At 62.5% G+C, this 17,238-nt stretch carries 15 protein-coding genes; 4 read left to right on the forward strand and 11 right to left on the reverse strand.

All coding sequences use genetic code 11. The features are described from left to right. Window positions 1–3: 3 nt before the first annotated feature. The 10 genes from surE to rlmD all read right to left on the reverse strand — a co-directional run bounded on the left by surE (window position 4) and on the right by rlmD (window position 11,332). Window positions 4–750, reverse strand: a complete 747-nt coding sequence (surE, locus tag AB5Y95_RS18710; RefSeq protein WP_139725099.1) for a 5'/3'-nucleotidase SurE — start codon at window positions 748–750, stop codon at window positions 4–6. Then, a complete protein-coding gene (gene truD, locus AB5Y95_RS18715) occupies window positions 731–1,789 on the reverse strand; it encodes a tRNA pseudouridine(13) synthase TruD (protein ID WP_242761207.1) in 1,059 nt (352 codons plus the stop codon). Before truD ends, surE begins: the two co-directional genes overlap by 20 nt. Then, the gene (gene ispF, locus AB5Y95_RS18720) at window positions 1,789–2,265 is read right to left on the reverse strand and encodes a 2-C-methyl-D-erythritol 2,4-cyclodiphosphate synthase (protein ID WP_005309431.1); all 477 of its coding nucleotides are present in this window, start codon (window positions 2,263–2,265) and stop codon (window positions 1,789–1,791) included. The genes truD and ispF overlap by 1 nt, the downstream gene beginning before the upstream one ends. Continuing rightward, a complete protein-coding gene (gene ispD / locus AB5Y95_RS18725; protein ID WP_042008853.1) occupies window positions 2,262–2,993 on the reverse strand; it encodes a 2-C-methyl-D-erythritol 4-phosphate cytidylyltransferase in 732 nt (243 codons plus the stop codon). Before ispD ends, ispF begins: the two co-directional genes overlap by 4 nt. Beyond that, complete coding sequence (ftsB, locus tag AB5Y95_RS18730; RefSeq protein ID WP_005309428.1) at window positions 2,986–3,303, reverse strand: cell division protein FtsB; 318 nt, start codon at window positions 3,301–3,303, stop codon at window positions 2,986–2,988. Before ftsB ends, ispD begins: the two co-directional genes overlap by 8 nt. 178 nt (window positions 3,304–3,481) lie before the next feature. After that, entirely contained in the window at window positions 3,482–4,783 is a 1,302-nt protein-coding gene (eno, locus tag AB5Y95_RS18735) for a phosphopyruvate hydratase (protein WP_005309426.1), read from the reverse strand. Between the two features lie 89 nt (window positions 4,784–4,872). Beyond that, the gene (gene pyrG, locus AB5Y95_RS18740; protein WP_005309423.1) at window positions 4,873–6,510 is read right to left on the reverse strand and encodes a glutamine hydrolyzing CTP synthase; all 1,638 of its coding nucleotides are present in this window, start codon (window positions 6,508–6,510) and stop codon (window positions 4,873–4,875) included. A 141-nt stretch (window positions 6,511–6,651) separates the two neighbouring features. Next, a complete protein-coding gene (gene mazG / locus AB5Y95_RS18745; protein ID WP_124250547.1) occupies window positions 6,652–7,449 on the reverse strand; it encodes a nucleoside triphosphate pyrophosphohydrolase in 798 nt (265 codons plus the stop codon). Between the two features lie 82 nt (window positions 7,450–7,531). Continuing rightward, window positions 7,532–9,745, reverse strand: coding sequence for a GTP diphosphokinase (relA, locus tag AB5Y95_RS18750; RefSeq protein ID WP_005309420.1), 2,214 nt, complete (start codon window positions 9,743–9,745; stop codon window positions 7,532–7,534). 264 nt (window positions 9,746–10,009) lie between these two features. Then, window positions 10,010–11,332: a 23S rRNA (uracil(1939)-C(5))-methyltransferase RlmD gene (rlmD, locus tag AB5Y95_RS18755; RefSeq protein WP_368161800.1), complete on the reverse strand. Its 1,323-nt coding sequence runs from the start codon at window positions 11,330–11,332 to the stop codon at window positions 10,010–10,012. Between the two features lie 153 nt (window positions 11,333–11,485). Between rlmD and barA the strand changes: the two genes are divergently transcribed. From barA to AB5Y95_RS18770, 3 genes are all read left to right on the forward strand, one after another. Next, on the forward strand, window positions 11,486–14,197 hold the full coding sequence (gene barA, locus AB5Y95_RS18760) for a two-component sensor histidine kinase BarA (RefSeq protein WP_025202190.1): 2,712 nt from the start codon (window positions 11,486–11,488) through the stop codon (window positions 14,195–14,197). 71 nt (window positions 14,198–14,268) lie between these two features. Then, complete coding sequence (locus AB5Y95_RS18765; RefSeq protein WP_368161801.1) at window positions 14,269–14,748, forward strand: DUF1456 family protein; 480 nt, start codon at window positions 14,269–14,271, stop codon at window positions 14,746–14,748. 3 nt (window positions 14,749–14,751) lie between these two features. Further along, window positions 14,752–15,651: an N-acetylmuramoyl-L-alanine amidase gene (locus tag AB5Y95_RS18770; RefSeq protein ID WP_368161802.1), complete on the forward strand. Its 900-nt coding sequence runs from the start codon at window positions 14,752–14,754 to the stop codon at window positions 15,649–15,651. A 69-nt stretch (window positions 15,652–15,720) separates the two neighbouring features. Here AB5Y95_RS18770 and AB5Y95_RS18775 read toward each other — a convergent pair whose 3' ends face one another. After that, a complete protein-coding gene (locus tag AB5Y95_RS18775; RefSeq protein WP_368161803.1) occupies window positions 15,721–16,518 on the reverse strand; it encodes a DeoR family transcriptional regulator in 798 nt (265 codons plus the stop codon). A gap of 272 nt (window positions 16,519–16,790) precedes the next feature. Here AB5Y95_RS18775 and AB5Y95_RS18780 point away from each other — a divergent pair. After that, on the forward strand, window positions 16,791–17,238 hold a 448-nt coding region (locus tag AB5Y95_RS18780), incomplete at its 3' end, for a class II D-tagatose-bisphosphate aldolase, non-catalytic subunit (RefSeq protein WP_368161804.1).

The following is a 17,238-nucleotide window of genomic DNA, read 5'->3' on the forward strand; positions in this document are numbered from 1 at the left end:
CCTTCATCCCTGCAGGTCCAACCAAGCCCCCAGCCCCGCCAGACTGCTGTAGGCAGTCATATCGATGGTCAGGGGGGTGATCGAGACGTAGCCCTGCTCGATGGCGGCGAAATCCGTGCCTTCTCCCGCATCTTGCTGGCTGCCGGGGGGGCCGATCCAGTAGATGGGCTGACCGCGGGGATCCTCGGTGCAGATCACCGACTCCGCCCGGTGGCGGTTGCCAAGGCGCGTCACCCTGATCCCCTTGATCTGGTCGAGGGGCAGGTCAGGCACATTGACGTTGAGGATCTGATCGGCGGGCAGCGGGTGCACCATCATGCCCCTCACCAGCTGGGCGGCGTAGTGGGCCGCCGTGGCGAAATGGGTCTTGCCTACCAGCGAGATGGCCAGCGAGGGGAAGCCGAGGTGGCGTCCCTCGGTTGCAGCCGCCACCGTGCCCGAGTAGATGACGTCATCCCCCAGGTTGGCACCGTGGTTGATGCCGGCCACCACCATGTCGGGTTCCGGACGCACCAGCTCGTTGACGGCCAAGTGTACGCAATCGGTCGGCGTTCCCTTCACCGCATGATACCCGGTTTCGGCGATGCGGGTGACCCGCAGCGGCACTTCCAGCGTCAGGGAGTGACTCGCCCCGCTACGATTGCGATCCGGCGCCACCACGATGACCTCGCCGCAGGCGGCCAGCGCCTCGCTGAGAGCACGGATCCCCTCGGCATGCACACCGTCGTCATTACTGACCAGAATTCTCATCGGATTGATTCCTGAAACCATGATCGGCCTCTTCGGCCTGCATTAACTCGCGCACCACGCTGGTGGCAAACGCCCCGGCCGGCAGGAAGAACGACAGGGTCAGCACGGCCCCCTCCAGCTGCCAGCTCATGGCCTGCGGCTTGAGCAGCAAGGGGCGGCGATCCTGATCCAGCCCCGCCTTCTCCAGCCCATCGCACCACTCGTGATAAGGCGCCAGCACTGCCTGCTCGAACTCGGCGGCGGCGCCCTGGCTGGCAGAACGACCACGGCCCCACTGGGGCGCGGTGAGCTGCACGTCGCCGGAGGCGAGACGCGCCTCCAGCTCGGGCGTCACGCTCTCTTCGCTGAAGATGGAGTGGCTGCCTTTGAGCATCACGCAGTCGCCAGCCAGCAGCTGATGGGCCAGCCCCTGCTCGATGCGGGCGCTGACGATGGCGTTGAACAGCATGCTGCGGGCGGCGGAAAGGTAGAGGGAGCGCTTGTTGCGATCCTTGATCCGCTTGCCGGCGAACATCGCCTTGGCGGCCTCCAGATTGTTGCCACCGCGGCCGAAACGCTGCTCGCCGTAGTAGTTGGGCACGCCCTGATCGGCGATGGCCTGCAGGCGGGACTCCAGCCCGTCGGCATGTTCCAGCGCGGTGAGGCGCAGGGTGAAGTGGTTGCCCTTGAGATAGCCGACCCGCAGCTTCTTGTTGTGACGCTTCACCTGCAGGATCCTGATGCTGTCGCTCTCGATGACCGAGAGATCCGGCTCTGCCTTGCCAGGCAGGTGGATACCGAACCACTGTTCGGTCACCGCGTGGCGATCTTTCAGCCCGGCCCAGGTCACCGCATTGCGGGCAACCCCGGCCGCATCGGCCAGCAGGCCCGCCACCCAGGCGGTGTTCTCGCCGGTTTTGCGCACCTGGACGAAGATGTGCTCACCCTCGCCGCAGGGTTCAAACCCGAGATCTTCATTGACCACGAAGTCGGCGGCTTGCGCCTTGAGGATGCCACGGGCAGTGGGCGCCCCGTGCAGGTAGGCCAGTTGTTCGAGCATTATTGTTTCACCAGTAAGACAACGGCTTCGGTGGCGATCCCTTCCTTGCGCCCCGTGAATCCAAGCTGTTCGGTGGTCGTCGCCTTGACGTTCACCCGGTTCAAATCACATTGCAGATCGGCGGCCAGCACGGCGCACATGGCGTCGATGTGGGGCGCCATCTTGGGCGCCTGGGCGATGATGGTCACATCCAGATTGCCGATGGCATAACCCGCCTTCTGCACCCGCGCAAACACGTCCCGCAGCAGGATGCGGCTGTCGATGCCCTTGAATTCGGCCGCGGTATCGGGGAAATGGCGGCCGATGTCGCCGGCGCCGATGGCCCCCAGCAGGGCATCGCTCACCGCATGCAGCACCACGTCACCATCGGAGTGAGCCAGCAGGCCCTGTTCATACGGCACCGCCACCCCGCCCAGCATGCAGGGGCCAACCCCGCCAAACTTGTGTACATCAAAACCATGTCCAATCCGGATCATGCCAGCTCCTCTGTGGGTGAATCGGGTCGCGCCGGCCGGCGCGCGTCCTGTTGCTGCAAATAGAGCCCCGCCAGGGAGAGATCCTCCGGCCGGGTCACCTTGATGTTGTCGGCTCGCCCTTCCACCATTCGCACCGGGAAGCCGGCCCGCTCCATGGCGGAGGCCTCATCCGTGATGGTGGCCCCCAGTGCCAGCCCCTCCTCCAGTGCCCGCTTGAGGGGGCCGGTGGGGAACATCTGCGGGGTCAGGGCGTGCCAGAGCTCCTCGCGCTCGACGGTGGCGAGGATGTTGCCGGCGGCGTCGGAGCGCTTCATGGTGTCGCGCACCCGGCTGCCGAGGATGGCTCCGCCACAGGCCATGGCGGTGGCGATGAGGCGATCGAGATCGCCGTGGGTCAGGCAGGGACGGGCGGCGTCATGCACCAGCACCCACTCCCCTTGCGCCACGTGCAGCGCATTGAGCACGGAGAAGGCGCGCTCGGCGCCCCCTTCCACTCGCAGGATCCTCGGATCGGCGGCCACGGCCAGTGTGTCGAACCAGCGGTCATGGGGAGCCAGCGCCACTATGACCTGACCGATAGCCGGGTGGGAGAGCAGCCGGGTCAGTGTGTGCTCCAGAATGGTCATGCCCGCCAGCTGCAGATACTGTTTCGGGCACTCGGCCCCCATCCGGCTGCCGATGCCGGCGGCCGGCACGATGGCGGTCAGTCCACTGTGATGATCAGTCATCGTAGGCTGCGTCTCCGGAACTGGAGCCCTTGTCTTTGTCCTTGGGAATGATGCGGTAGAAGGTCTCGCCCTGCTTGATGTAGCCAAGATCGTTGCGCGACAGCTCCTCGATGGCTTCCAGACCCGAGGTCAGGTCATCAATCTCGCGATAAATCAGGTTGTTGCGATCCTTGAGTACCAGATTGTCCTGCTGCTGCCGGGTGATGGCATCGGACAGCTCACGATAGTCAGACAGGCCGTTCTTCCCCAGCCAGAGGTCGTATTGAAGCCCTCCCAACAGGAAGAGCAGGATAAGAGTGAGTAGCCGCATGCACTGAGTCTCCTTCAAGCGGCCTAGTTTCCCATATTCGCAGGCAAGACAAAAGAAAGCCTGTGTCCCGGATGGGTTCGGTCGGAACAAAAAATGCAGAATCCGGGGATGGGGGTGACACAGACGAAAAAGCCCCGCCGGATGGCGGGGCTTTGTGAAGCAGGAGAACAGGCGACGATTAAGCCTGGTTCTTCACTTCTTTCAGACCGCGGAACGGAGCCTTGGCACCCAGGGCTTCTTCGATACGGATCAGCTGGTTGTACTTGGCAACACGGTCAGAACGGCTCATGGAACCGGTCTTGATCTGGCCAGCAGCGGTACCCACAGCCAGGTCGGCGATGGTCGCGTCTTCGGTCTCACCGGAGCGGTGGGAGATGACGGCAGTGTAGCCAGCGTCTTTGGCCATCTTGATGGCAGCCAGAGTTTCGGTCAGGGAACCGATCTGGTTGAACTTGATCAGGATGGAGTTCGCGATGCCGTTGTCGATACCGCGCTTGAGGATCTTGGTGTTGGTTACGAACAGGTCGTCACCCACGATCTGGATTTTCTTGCCCAGTTTCTGGGTCTGGTAGGCGAAGCCTTCCCAGTCAGATTCGTCCAGGCCGTCTTCGATGGAGACGATCGGGAACTTGGCAGTCAGCTCTTCCAGGAAATCAGAGAAACCGTTGGAGGTGAAGACACGACCTTCGCCTTTCAGGTTGTACTCTTTCTTCTCTGCGTCGTAGAACTCGGAAGCAGCGCAGTCCATGGCCAGGGTCACGTCGGTGCCCAGCTTGTAACCGGCAGCAGCAACGGCTTCGGCGATCACTTCCAGCGCTTCGGCGTTGGATTTCAGGTTCGGAGCGAAACCACCTTCGTCACCAACTGCAGTGTTGTAGCCCTTGGACTTCAGCACTTTGGCCAGGTTGTGGAACACTTCGGCACCCATGCGAACGGCTTCTTTCAGGGTCTTGGCGCCAACCGGCTGGATCATGAACTCCTGGATGTCGACGTTGTTGTCGGCGTGCTCACCACCGTTGATGATGTTCATCATGGGCAGCGGCATGGAGTAGACACCCGGGGTACCGTTCAGCTCGGCGATGTGAGCGTACAGCGGCATGCCTTTGGCAGCAGCGGCAGCTTTGGCGTTGGCCAGGGAAACAGCCAGGATGGCGTTGGCGCCGAACTTGGATTTGTTCTCGGTACCGTCGAGGTCGATCATGATCTGGTCGACAGTGGCCTGGTCCTTGGCATCTTTACCCAGCAGAGCTTGAGCGATCGGGCCGTTGACGGCTTCGAGGGCTTTCAGCACGCCTTTACCCAGGAAACGGCTCTTGTCGCCGTCACGCAGTTCCAGCGCTTCGCGGGAACCGGTGGACGCGCCAGACGGAGCGGCTGCCATACCAACAAAACCACCTTCCAGGTGAACTTCGGCCTCAACGGTCGGGTTACCACGGGAGTCGATGATTTCACGACCGATCACTTTAACGATCTTGGACATGTGTATTTCCTCAGGTTTCGTAAAAAAACAACAAAAATATGCCAAAAAAAGCGGCTGTGGCACAGGGCCCCAACCGCATTTATTTTCAATTACTTCAGATTACGCTTCTGATACTCGCCCGCCGCCTTCACAAAACCGGCGAACAGGGCGTGGCCATCACGAGGAGTCGAGGTGAACTCCGGGTGGAACTGCGCGGCCACGAACCAGGGGTGATCCGGGATCTCGATGATTTCCACCAACTTCTTGTCGGCGGAGAGACCGGTCACTTTCAGACCCGCTGCTTCGATCTGCGGCAGCAGCTTGTTGTTCACTTCATAACGGTGACGGTGGCGTTCGTAAATGGTCGGGCTGCCGTACATCTGACGCACCTTGGAATCTTCCACTAGGTGGCAGAGCTGGGAACCCAGACGCATGGTACCGCCCAGATCGGACTTCTCGGTCCGGGTCTCGACGTTGCCTTCGTCATCCACCCACTCGGTGATGAGACCCACTACCGGGTAGGCGCAATCTTTCTTGAATTCGGAGGAGTGAGCCCCGGCCATGCCGGCCACGTTGCGGGCAAATTCGATCATCGCAACCTGCATGCCGAGACAGATGCCGAGATACGGGATCTTGTTCTCGCGGGCATACTGGGCCGCCAGGATCTTGCCTTCCACGCCGCGCTCACCGAAGCCACCCGGCACCAGGATTGCGTCCAGACCTTCCAGCAGCTCGGCGCCACGGGTCTCGATGTCCTGGGAATCGATGTACTTGATGTTGACGGAGAGACGGGTCTTCAGACCGCCGTGTTTGAGCGCCTCGTTGACGGACTTGTAGGCATCTGGCAGGGAGACGTACTTGCCTACCATGCCGATGGTCACTTCTGCAGTCGGGTTGGCCTCTTCATAGATGACCTGTTCCCACTCGGCCAGATCGGCCTCCTTGCACTCGATGCCGAAGCGCTCGGTGATGTAGGAGTCCAGGTTCTGGGATTTCAGCAGCGCCGGGATCTTGTAGATGGAGTCGACGTCCTTCATGGAGATGACGGCACGCTCCGGCACGTTGCAGAACAGGGCGATCTTGGCACGTTCGTTGGCCGGAATGGCGCGGTCGGAACGGCAGATCAGCACGTCCGGCTGGATACCGATGGAGAGCAGCTCCTTCACGGAGTGCTGGGTCGGCTTGGTCTTCACTTCGCCGGCGGCGGCCAGATAAGGCACCAGGGTCAGGTGCATGAACATGGCGTTGTTGCGACCCACTTCGGCAGCCAGCTGACGAATGGCTTCGAGGAACGGCAGGGACTCGATATCGCCCACGGTACCGCCCACCTCGACGATGGCAACCTGATGGCCTTCGGCACCGGCAATCACCCGCTCTTTAATGGCGTTGGTGATGTGCGGGATCACCTGAATGGTGGCGCCCAGATAGTCGCCGCGGCGCTCTTTGCGCAGCACGTCGGCGTAGATGCGACCGGTGGTGAAGTTGTTGCGGCGGGTCATCTTGGTGCGGATGAAACGCTCGTAGTGGCCCAAGTCCAGATCGGTCTCGGCCCCGTCCTCGGTTACGAACACTTCACCGTGCTGGGTCGGGCTCATGGTGCCCGGATCCACGTTGATATAGGGGTCCAGTTTCATGATGGTCACATCCAGACCACGGGCTTCCAGAATGGCTGCCAGAGAAGCTGCGGCAATGCCTTTGCCGAGGGATGAAACAACGCCACCAGTTACAAAAATATATTTTGTCGTCATGCTGAACCTGAAAGAAGTTTAGGGAATTTTAAGGGGTGCTTCGGGGATGAAGCAGGACGGGGAAACAGTATACCAAAACCCCCTCTCCCAAACAATGAACAAAAATCTATCAGGCTCCCGGCGCCCCTATCTTGCGCCAAATCAACTTTGTTCGGTTTCCTTGGCCTTGACCCAGGCGGCATCCAGCTTCTCGAGGCTGCAGTCGGTCATTTTCAGCCCTTCCGCGGCGATAAACTGCTCAACCTGACGAAAGCGGCGTTCGAACTTGGCGTTGGCGCCCCGCAGCACCTGCTCCGGATCCTTGCCCAGATGACGCACCAAGTTGACGGTGGCAAACAGCAGATCGCCGAGCTCGTCGCTCACCCGCGCTTCATCCACGTCGGCCATCAGCGCCTCTTCCATCACCTCGTCGATCTCCTCGTGGATCTTGTCCACCACCGGGCCCAGGGTCTTCCAGTCAAAACCGACGGTGGCGCAGCGCTTCTGGATCTTGGCGGCGCGGGTCAGGGCCGGCAGCGAGAGGGGGATGTCGTCAAGCACGCTCTCTTTGTCGAGTGCCGCCCGCTCCTTGGCCTTTTCAGCCTCCCAGTTCACCTTCACCGCCTGCTCGTCGCCGAGGTCGGCATCGGAGAAGACATGGGGGTGGCGACGAATCAGCTTCTCGCTCACCGTGTCGACGATGTCGGCAAAGTCGAACAGCCCCTGCTCCTTGCCAAGCTGGGCATAGAACACCACCTGGAACAGCAGATCCCCCAGCTCCCCTTTCAGCCCCTGCCAATCTTCGGTCTCGATGGCGTCGGCCACCTCGTAGGCCTCCTCCAGGGTGTGCGGCACTATGGTCTGGAAGCTCTGCTTGAGATCCCAGGGGCAGCCCCCGTTCGGGTCGCGCAGTTTGGCCATGATGGCGAGCAGTTGGGGCAGGTCGTAACGTTGGGACATGGGATGTTCGCTTTTCTTGATGCTACCGGGAGAAAACAGTGACCGACCTGGCGGTCGGTCACGAGTGCAGTGTTGCGTACGATCAGAGGCGCTTGGCGCTGATCACGTCATTGAGCTGGCTGAGCTTGGCCAACGCCCGGTTGAAGGCGTTGATGTTGTAAATTTCCAGCTCCATGTCGATCTCGGCGGTCTGCTCACGCACGTTGGAGCGCGAACGCACCCCCATCACGTTGATCTTCTCGTTGGCAAGCACGGTGGTGATGTCGCGCAGCAAGCCGGACCTGTCGTTGGAGAGGATGCGGATGGTGAGACCGTAACCGCCGGAGTAGTTCTCCCCCCATACCGCGTCGATCAACCGCTCCGGGTTGCGGCGCGACAGCTCTTTGAGTTGCTCGCAATCCTCCCGGTGGATGGAGACGCCGCGGCCCATGGTGATGAAGCCCTGGATGGCATCCCCGGGGATCGGCTGGCAGCAGCGGGCGATGTGGGTCATCAGGTTGCCCACCCCTTCCACCACAATGTGATCCTTGGGCTTGTGGCGGAACGGCGCATTGGCCTTCTGTTCCAGCTTCTCCAGCAGGCGGCGATCTTCCTCCTCCGCCGTCGGCTTGTTGTAACAGGTGTCCAGGTAGTTGATCACCTGGTTGATGCGGATGTCGCCGCTGCCGATGCCGGCCAGCAGATCGTCGGTGCTCTCCAGATTGAAGCGGCGCAGCATGTTGCCCTTGTCGATCTTGGCCATGCTGAGGTTGTGGCGATCCAGCTCCTTGTCGAACAACTCGCGCCCGGCGACGATGTTCTTGTCCCGATCCAGCTTTCTGAACCAGGTGGCCACCTTGGCCCGCGCCCGGCTGGAGCGCAGGAAACCCGAGTTGGGGTTCATCCAGTCGCGGCTCGGGTTCGGTTCTTTCTGGGTGATCACCTCCACCTGATCGCCGGTCTGCAGCGCATAGGTGAACGGCACGATGCGGCCGTCGATCTTGGCGCCGATGCAGCGGTGGCCGATCATGCTGTGGACGTGATAGGCAAAGTCGAGGGGCGTGGCCCCCGCCGGCAGGTCGATGACATCCCCTTTCGGAGTGAACACATAGACCCTGTCCTCGAACACCTGACTGCGCAGATCCTCGAGCAGGGAGCCACTCTCGGAGAGATCCTCCTGCCAGGCGAGCAGCTTGCGCAGCCACTCGATCTTGTCTTCGAAGTTGTTGGCCTTGCCGCCGGCCTGAGCCCCTTCCTTGTAGCGCCAGTGGGCCGCCACACCGAGCTCGGCATCCTGGTGCATCTGATCGGTACGGATCTGGATCTCCACCGTCTTGCCCTCGGGCCCCACCACCACGGTATGGATGGACTGGTAGCCGTTGGGTTTGGGGTTGGCGACATAGTCGTCAAACTCGCGGGGAATGTGGTGGAAATGGGTGTGAACGATGCCGAGCGCCGCATAGCAATCCTGCAGCCGCTTGGTCACCACCCGCACCGCACGCACGTCGAACAGCTCGTTGAACTCGAGGTGCTTCTTCTGCATCTTGCGCCAGATGCTGTAGATATGTTTCGGCCGGCCGTAGACTTCGGCCTCGACCCCCGCCTCTTTCAGGGCATCGCGCAGGGACTGCACGAACTCGCGGATGTAGCGCTCCCGATCGAGGCGCTTCTCGTCGAGCTGTTTGGCGATCTGCTTGTAGGTATCCGGGTGCAGGTAGCGGAAGGCGAGATCCTCAAGCTCCCACTTGAGCTGACCGATGCCGAGCCGGTTGGCCAGCGGGGCGTAGATGTTGGTGATCTCCTGGGCCATCAGCACCCGGGTCTCTTCATCGGCCTTCTTCGCCTCCCGCAGGCAGGCGATCCGCTCCGCCAGCTTGATCACCACGGCGCGCACATCCTCGACCATGGCGAGCAGCATGCGCCGCACGTTGTCGACCTGCTCCGGCGAGGTTTCGCTGCGGTGGAGGGTCTGCAGGGAGCGGATGGCCTCCATCTCCAGCACCCCTTCCACCAGCTTGGCGATCTTGGGACCGAAGTCCTCGTCCATCCGCTCCTGGCTGATGAGACCGGCTTCGACGAAGGGATAGATGATGGCGGCCTTGAGGGTGCCGAGATCCATGCTGAGCATCAGCAGGATGCCCACCATCTCGACCCCGCGCACCAGCAGCCGGTTGGTGAGCGCTTCGTCACCGAGCGTCAGACAGTACTGGTAGACGGTTCGCAGCTGATCCTTGTCACTGTCACTCAGGGTGAGCGAGCTGACCCACTCCTCCAGGGTGAAGTTGTCTTTCAAATGAATATCGCGAACCGCAACCATGGTATCAATCCTTTAAATTATTGGGCCGAAGGCTGTCGCCCCCTCCCCTCATGAGATTGCCTCAAATGGGGATCTGCGGAGAATTTTTCAAGGCATATTGTCAAGAAAAACAATAGAGTTCTCCGTCAGGCCCTGCCGATTTACAAGGGTCTAGATTACCCCAATCATGCCTGCCCAGACAGCGTTATGGACGCCACCATCGTCAGCTGACGGCTGCCCTTTCATGGCACCGCCACCACGTCCGTTTTGCCCATCACCGCCCGTCTATTTGCGCTCGAACAGCGCCATGGACTCCAGGTGGCCGGTGTGCGGGAACATGTCGAGCATGCCGAGGCGCACCAGCTGGTAGCCCCCTTTCACCAGCACCTGGCTGTCGCGCGCCAGGGTGACCGGATTACAGGAAACGTAGACCACCCGTCTGGGTGAAAGTTTCACGACGTGCTCCATCACCTCGAACGCACCGGGACGGGCCGGATCCAGCAGCACCAGGTCGAACCCTTCCCGCGCCCAGGACATGCCGGCGATGTCGCCGCTCAAGTCCGCCTTGTAGAAACGTGCGTTCTCGATGCCGTTGCGACGGGCGTTCTCTTCGGCACGGGCCACCATGGCCAGCTCCCCTTCCACCCCCACCACTTCGCGGGCCTGACGGGCCAGCGGCAGGGTGAAGTTGCCGATACCGCAGAAGAGATCGAGCACCTTGTCATCCTTGCCCGCCTCCAGCCAGTTCAGTGCCTGCTCCACCATGCGCTGGTTGACCGGGCCGTTGACCTGGATGAAGTCACCGGGAGCGAACGCAAGAGACAGGCCATCCAGCGAGTAGGAGGGCGCAAACTGCTGGTGCAGCGGCTCAATCTGCTCATCGGCCGCCTGCAGATAGAGGTCGATCCCCTGCGCCTTGGCAAACTCGATCAGTTGCGCCCGATCCGCCTCGGTCGGCCGGCCGGTATGGCGCAGCAGCATCAGGATCCCCTGCTCGGCCTGGATAAGCTCCGCATGGCCCAGCTCACGCTGGCTCTTGAGGCGGTTGAGGCATTCGCGCAGCGGGGCGATCAGCGCGGAGAGCGGTTCAGCCAGCACCGGACAGCCACTGATCTCCACCAGATCGTTCGACTGGCGACGACGAAAGCCCACCCGGGTGCAGCGGCCGTTCTTGTCGAACTTGATGGCCAACCGGCAGACCCGGCGATAGGCGTGGGACTCCCCGCCCAGCACGGGCTCCAGCGCCGGGGGCTGGATGTTGCCGAGCCGCTCGAACAGGCTGACCAGGCCGGCCTCCTTGGCGGCGCGCTGATCCGCTTCGGCCAGGTGCTGAGCACTGCAGCCGCCGCACTCGCGGTAGTGGCTGCAGAAGGGGGCGATGCGATTGGCCGCCGGGGTCACCACCTGTTGCAGGGCGGCGTGGGCATACTGCTTCTTGTCTTCGAGGATGCGGGCCTTGACCTGCTCACCGGGCAACGCCCCTTCGATGAAGATCGCCTTGCCCTGGTGGCGGCCGATCCCGACGCAGTGGTGATCCAGGCTGTCTACCGTAAATTCAATACGTTGGGGCTGGGTGGATTTCTTTTGGGGCTTGAAAAACTGGGCCATAAAACTTGGTGCCTATAGGTGGCTATGTCATGATTGTGGAATCTGCAGCAGGCTATTGTCCCACAAGAATAATAGTATGACCAAATACGGCCTGTGGGCCCGCACCCGCTCGTTTACGCCATTGCCAACCCTGCTCTTCGGGGGATCATCCGCATGACCAAATACGGCCTTCGGGCGCGTGTGCTGGCCTTTACCATCTTGCCGACCCTGATCATCGGCGGCCTGATGGCCGGCTATTTCACCTTCCACCGCTATCAGCAGCTGGAAAACAACCTGATCGATCAGGGCATCAACATCATAGAGCCGCTGGCCATCGCCAGTGAATACGGGATGACCCAGCACAGCCGCGAATCGCTCAAGCGGCTGATCGGCCTCACCCACCGCAAGAACTCGCCGCTCATCAAGTCCATCGCCGTCTTCACCCAGGACAACCAGCTGTTCGTGACGTCCAACTACCACAGGGACTTCACCCGGCTGCGGCTGCCGGACGGCAGCCAGATCCCCGAGCTCACCAGCGTCACCCTCTATGGCGACGACATCATCTTGCGCACCCCGATCCAGGCCGAGACCAGCATGGACGGCTTCCCGCTGCCGAGCGACGTGGAGCCGCCGATGATCGGCTACATCTCCATGCAGATGACTACCGACCGGGCCATGATCCTGCAATACCGCGACACCTTCTTCGCGGTGATCATGGTGCTCATCGGCATCGCCTTCAGCACCCTGTTCGGCTTTCGGCTGGTCAAGAGCGTGACCCAGCCCATCACCGACATGGTGCAGGCGGTGCACAAGATCAGGGAGGGACGGCTCGACACCCGGGTCAGCGGTCAACTCACCGGCGAGCTGGACATGCTGAAAAACGGCATCAACGCCATGGCCAAGGCGCTCTCTGAATACCACGAGGAGATGCAGCAGAACATCGATCAGGCCACCTCCGACTTGCGCGAGACGCTGGAGCAGATCGAGATCCAGAACGTCGAGCTCGACATGGCCAAGAAGCGGGCGCAGGAGGCGGCGCGGGTCAAGTCGGAGTTCCTCGCCAACATGTCCCACGAGCTGCGCACCCCGCTCAACGGGGTCATCGGCTTTACCCGCCAGCTGCTCAAGACCAGCCTGACCCCGAGCCAGACCGACTACATGCAGACCATCGAGAAGTCGGCCCGCAACCTGCTCGGCATCATCAACGACATCCTCGACTTCTCCAAGCTGGAGGCGGGCAAGCTGCAGCTGGAGCACATCCCCTTCAGCCTGCGCGACACCCTCAACGAGACCATGCACCTGCTCGGCCCCAGCGCCCACGACAAGCAGCTGGAGCTCTCCCTGCAGGTGGATGCCGAGGTGCCGGACTACCTCACCGGCGACCCCATGCGCCTGCAACAGGTGCTGACCAACCTCACCGGCAACGCCATCAAGTTTACCGAGCGCGGCAACGTGGACGTGCGCATCGAGCAGACCGGCAGCCTCAGCGGCAACAAGGTGCGGCTCAACGTGCTGATCCGCGACACCGGCATCGGCATCTCGGAAGAGCAGCAGCGCCAGCTGTTTCAGGCCTTCAACCAGGCCGACTCCTCCATCTCCCGCCGCTATGGCGGCACCGGCCTGGGCCTCGTCATCACCCAGAAGCTGGTGCAGCAGATGGGGGGCCAGATCCGCTTCGAATCGGAACTCGGCAAGGGCTCTGTCTTCTCCTTCAGCCTGGATCTGGAGGTCTCCCCCCTGCCCCAGACCGACCGGTTGCCGCTGGATCGCATCCAGGGCAAGCGGGTCTGGCTGCTGGAACCGGATCCCTTCAGCCACTCCGCCATCTGCGCCCTGCTGGCGGAGTGGCAGCTGCAGGTGCACTCCCTGACCGGCGACGACCCCTGGCCCGAGATGAGCAGCCAGGACATGGTGATCATCGGCAGCGGTACCCAGCACAGCCCGCAGCAGGTGGTGGCGCGCCTCGACGGGCTGGATGGCCAGCAGAACACCATAGTGCTGCTCAGCAGCCACGAGCCTTCGCTCTACGAGGCCATGCTGGCCCACGGTGCCCAGCACTGCCTCTCCAAACCCATCAACCACCGCAAGCTGCTGCACGCCCTGCTCTCCCCCGAGGCGGCGCGCAGCGCCCCGCTGCCAGAGCCCTCCCCGCGCAGCGTGCAGGAGATCAAGGTGCTGGCGGTGGACGACAACGCCGCCAACCTCAAGCTGATCGCCGCCATGCTCAAGGAGATGGTGAGCCAGGTGGTGGTGTGCAAGAACGGCAAGGAGGCGGTCAGACTGGCCCAGAGCCAGCCGTTCGACATCATCTTCATGGATATCCAGATGCCGATCATGGACGGCATCAGCGCCACCCAGGCTATTCGCAGCCAGTCTCTCAACACCGAGACGCCCATAGTCGCGGTCACCGCCCACGCCATTCCCGGCGAGCGGGAGCGGCTGATCCGCCAGGGCATGGACGACTATCTGGCCAAGCCCATCGACGAGGCCATGCTGGCCAAGCTCATCACCGACTTCGCCCATCGTCGCCACCAGAATCACGCCAGCCAGCAGATCGACTGGTCGCTGGCGGTGCGCCAGGCGGCGGGCAAGCTGGATCTCGCCAAGGAGATGCTGACCATGCTGATGGCCAGTTTCGACGAGGTGGATCCTGTGCTGGAGGCGGCGCTCGCCGGCCAGGTGGAGGACAGCGAGGTGCTGGCCCAGCTCCATCGCCTCAACGGCGGCTGCGCCTACTCGGGGGTGCCTCGCCTGCAGCGGCTGCTCTCCCAGCTGGAGCAGCAGTTGCGAGACGGGGTGGCGGTGGCCGAACTCGAGCCCGAGTTGCTGGAGCTGCAGGATGCGATGGAGCAGGTGCGCCAGGAGGCTCCCCGCTACCTCGCCTGACCCGGTGGCCCGCTTTTTCTGACGCGGGCCCCGCCAGATGGTAAAGTTGCGCCGTTTCCACAGGAGTCGACATGACCAACAACGATATTTTGCGCCGCCTGCGCTACGCCCTCAGCATCAACAACGACCAGATGGTCGACATGTTCGCCAAGGGCAACCTGACCGTCACCCACACCCAGTTGCACGGCTGGCTGATGAAAGAGGCAGAAGAGGGTGAGGTGCAGGAGGCTGGCTTTGCCGCCTGCCCGGATTCGGCCCTGAGCCAGTTCCTCGACGGCCTGATCCTGGTGCGCCGCGGCGCGCGGGAAGATGCACCGCCCCAGGTGATCCCGAACCGGATCAACAACAACATGATCCTGCGCAAGCTGCGCATCGGCCTCAACTTCAAGGAAGAGGAGATGCTCGCCACCCTCAAGCTGGCGAACTTCAACCTCTCCAAGTCCGAGCTGAGCGCCCTGTTCCGCTCACGGGACCACAAGCACTACCAGGATTGCGGGGATCAGATCCTGCGCAACTTCCTCATCGGCCTCACCGCCAAGTATCGCGGCTGAACCATGGGCCGGCGTCTGCGCTCACCATCATCCCGCCTGCTGGCGGTGGGTGGGCGCCGTCGGCCATGGGGCAACTGCCGGCACTGGTATGCCCTCTGCCTCACCCTGCTGCTGAGCGCCTGTCAGCCAGCCCCCTATCGGCTCAACAACGACCATCAGAGCGCCAGCCAGAACGAGCGCATCGCCTTTCTGATCCTGCACTACACGGATGAAGACGATGAGCGTTCCCTGCGCCTGCTGACCGAGCCGGCCCATCAGGTGAGCGCCCACTACCTTATCCCGCGCGATACCGATGAGCGGCCGCTGCCGGTCTACCAGCTGGTGCCCGACAACCGGCGCGCCTGGCATGCCGGCCGCAGCCGCTGGCACCAGTATACGGGGCTCAATGCCAGCTCTCTTGGCATCGAGATCGTCAACCTCGGCTACCCGCCACAAGATGAGCTGCTGCCCGCCCACCAGCGGCGCTGGCAACCCTACACCCAGGCACAGATAGCCGCCCTCGGCCCCCTCACCCGCGAGCTGGTCGAGCGCTACCAGATCCCCCCCACCCAGGTGCTGGCCCACAGCGACGTCGCCCCCGAGCGCAAGCAGGATCCCGGCCCCCACTTCCCCTGGCGCGAACTGGCCCTGCGCTACGGGGTGGGCGCCTGGCCCGATGAAACCCGGCTGGCCGAGCTGCGCCAGCAGCCGGCGCCGGCCTGGGATGCCCTCGGCTGGCAGCAACGGCTGGCCCGCTACGGCTACGGCATCGCCCCGAGCGGCAACTGGGACGAGCAGAGCCGCGCCGTCCTGCGCGCCTTCCAGCTCCACTTTCGGCCCGCCCTGATCAGCGGTGAACCGGATGCCGAGAGCCAGGCCATCCTCACTGCCCTGCTCGAGCGTTACTTTCCCGAGCAACGCTGAGCTTCGCCCCAGACCACGAAAGAGGGACGCCACGGCGTCCCTCTTTCGCATTCTCAGTCGATTGCAGGTTCAGGCCTCCACCAGCAGCACCTCTATCCCGGCCTGACGCAGACCGGCCAGGGTCTCCGCCGCAATGGCGTCGTCGGTGATCAGGGTGTGGATGCGCCGGGTATCGACGATCTTGTGCAGGCTCAGCCGGCCAAACTTGCTGGAGTCGGTCACGACGATGATCCGCTCGGCCACGTGGCACATGCAGCGGTTGAGCCTGGCCTCGTCTTCATGATGGGTGCTGACGCCGCGCTCCAGATCGATGCCATCCACCCCGAGAAACAGCAGATCGAAGTGATAGTTCTGCAAGGAGAGATCCGCCTGGGCGCCGTAGAAGGAGAGCGACTTGCGGCGCAGGTGGCCCCCCGTCATCAGCAGCTCCACCCCTTCCGCCTCCAGCAGGGCATTCGCCACGTTCATGCCGTTGGTCATCACCACTATCTCTTGGTGATCGCGCAGGTGGCGCGCCACCTCCAGGGTGGTGGTGCCCGAGTCGAGAATGAGGCGACAACCCGGCTGCACCAGGCTCGCCGCCATGGCGCCGATGCGCTGCTTGACCGGGGTGTTGAGCACGCTCTTGTCGGCGATGGTGCGCTCGGCCACCGGCTGGCCGGATTCACACAACAGGGCGCCACCGTAGGCGCGCACCGCCACCCCCTGTTTCTCCAGAAATGCCAGATCGTTGCGGATGGTGACGGTGGAGACCTGATAGTGGCCGGCCAGCTCGTTGACCTGAACGCTGCCATTGCTGCGCAGCTGTTGAATGATGCGCTCCCGTCGCTCGCTGGTGCCGAGCACGCTCTTTTCGGTGGTTTGCATAGTCTCTCTGCCGGAGTCCTGTGGTGAAAGTAGAACTTTCACTTCGTTACGTTTCCCTATTAACACTCAGCCTCGATGGCAAATCAAGCTTTCATTGAATTGAAAAGTGCCGTCAGACTCCCTTAAGCAGCGAAAACACTTTCGATTCATTTCTTTTTGTGATCTTGCTCAAGATGCGAACACGCTTTTATTTCGTTTCGAGCGCCGTGCGCCTAGGGTAAAGAAAGAAATCGAAAGCAAAGCATCCTATTCAGGCCAAGAGGAAGAGGGAAATGAAATCAATGCTGGATCTGGTCGCACAACACAAGCAGGGGGAGCAGGTCGGGATCTACGCCGTCTGCTCCGCCCATCCGCTGGTGCTGGAGGCGGCCTTGCGACTGGCGGCGCAAGGGGACCAGCTGCTGCTGGTCGAGGCCACCTCCAATCAGGTGGATCAATTTGGCGGCTACACCGGCATGACACCGGCCGATTTTCGCGACCTGCTGCACCGGCTCGCCGCCGAGTGCGACTTTCCCTTGCAGCGGCTGGTACTGGGTGGGGATCACCTCGGCCCCAACCGCTGGCAGAGCGAGCCCGCCGAACAGGCCATGGCCCATGCCGAGGATCTCGTCGCCAGCTATGTCGCGGCCGGCTTCAAGAAGATCCACCTCGACTGCAGCATGTCCTGCCAGGGGGATCCGATGCCGCTGACCGACGAACTGGTGGCGGCGCGCGCCGCCC

It is taken from the genome of Aeromonas sp. R5-3, assembly GCF_040908225.1.
In the GTDB taxonomy this organism is placed as follows: domain Bacteria; phylum Pseudomonadota; class Gammaproteobacteria; order Enterobacterales; family Aeromonadaceae; genus Aeromonas; species Aeromonas dhakensis.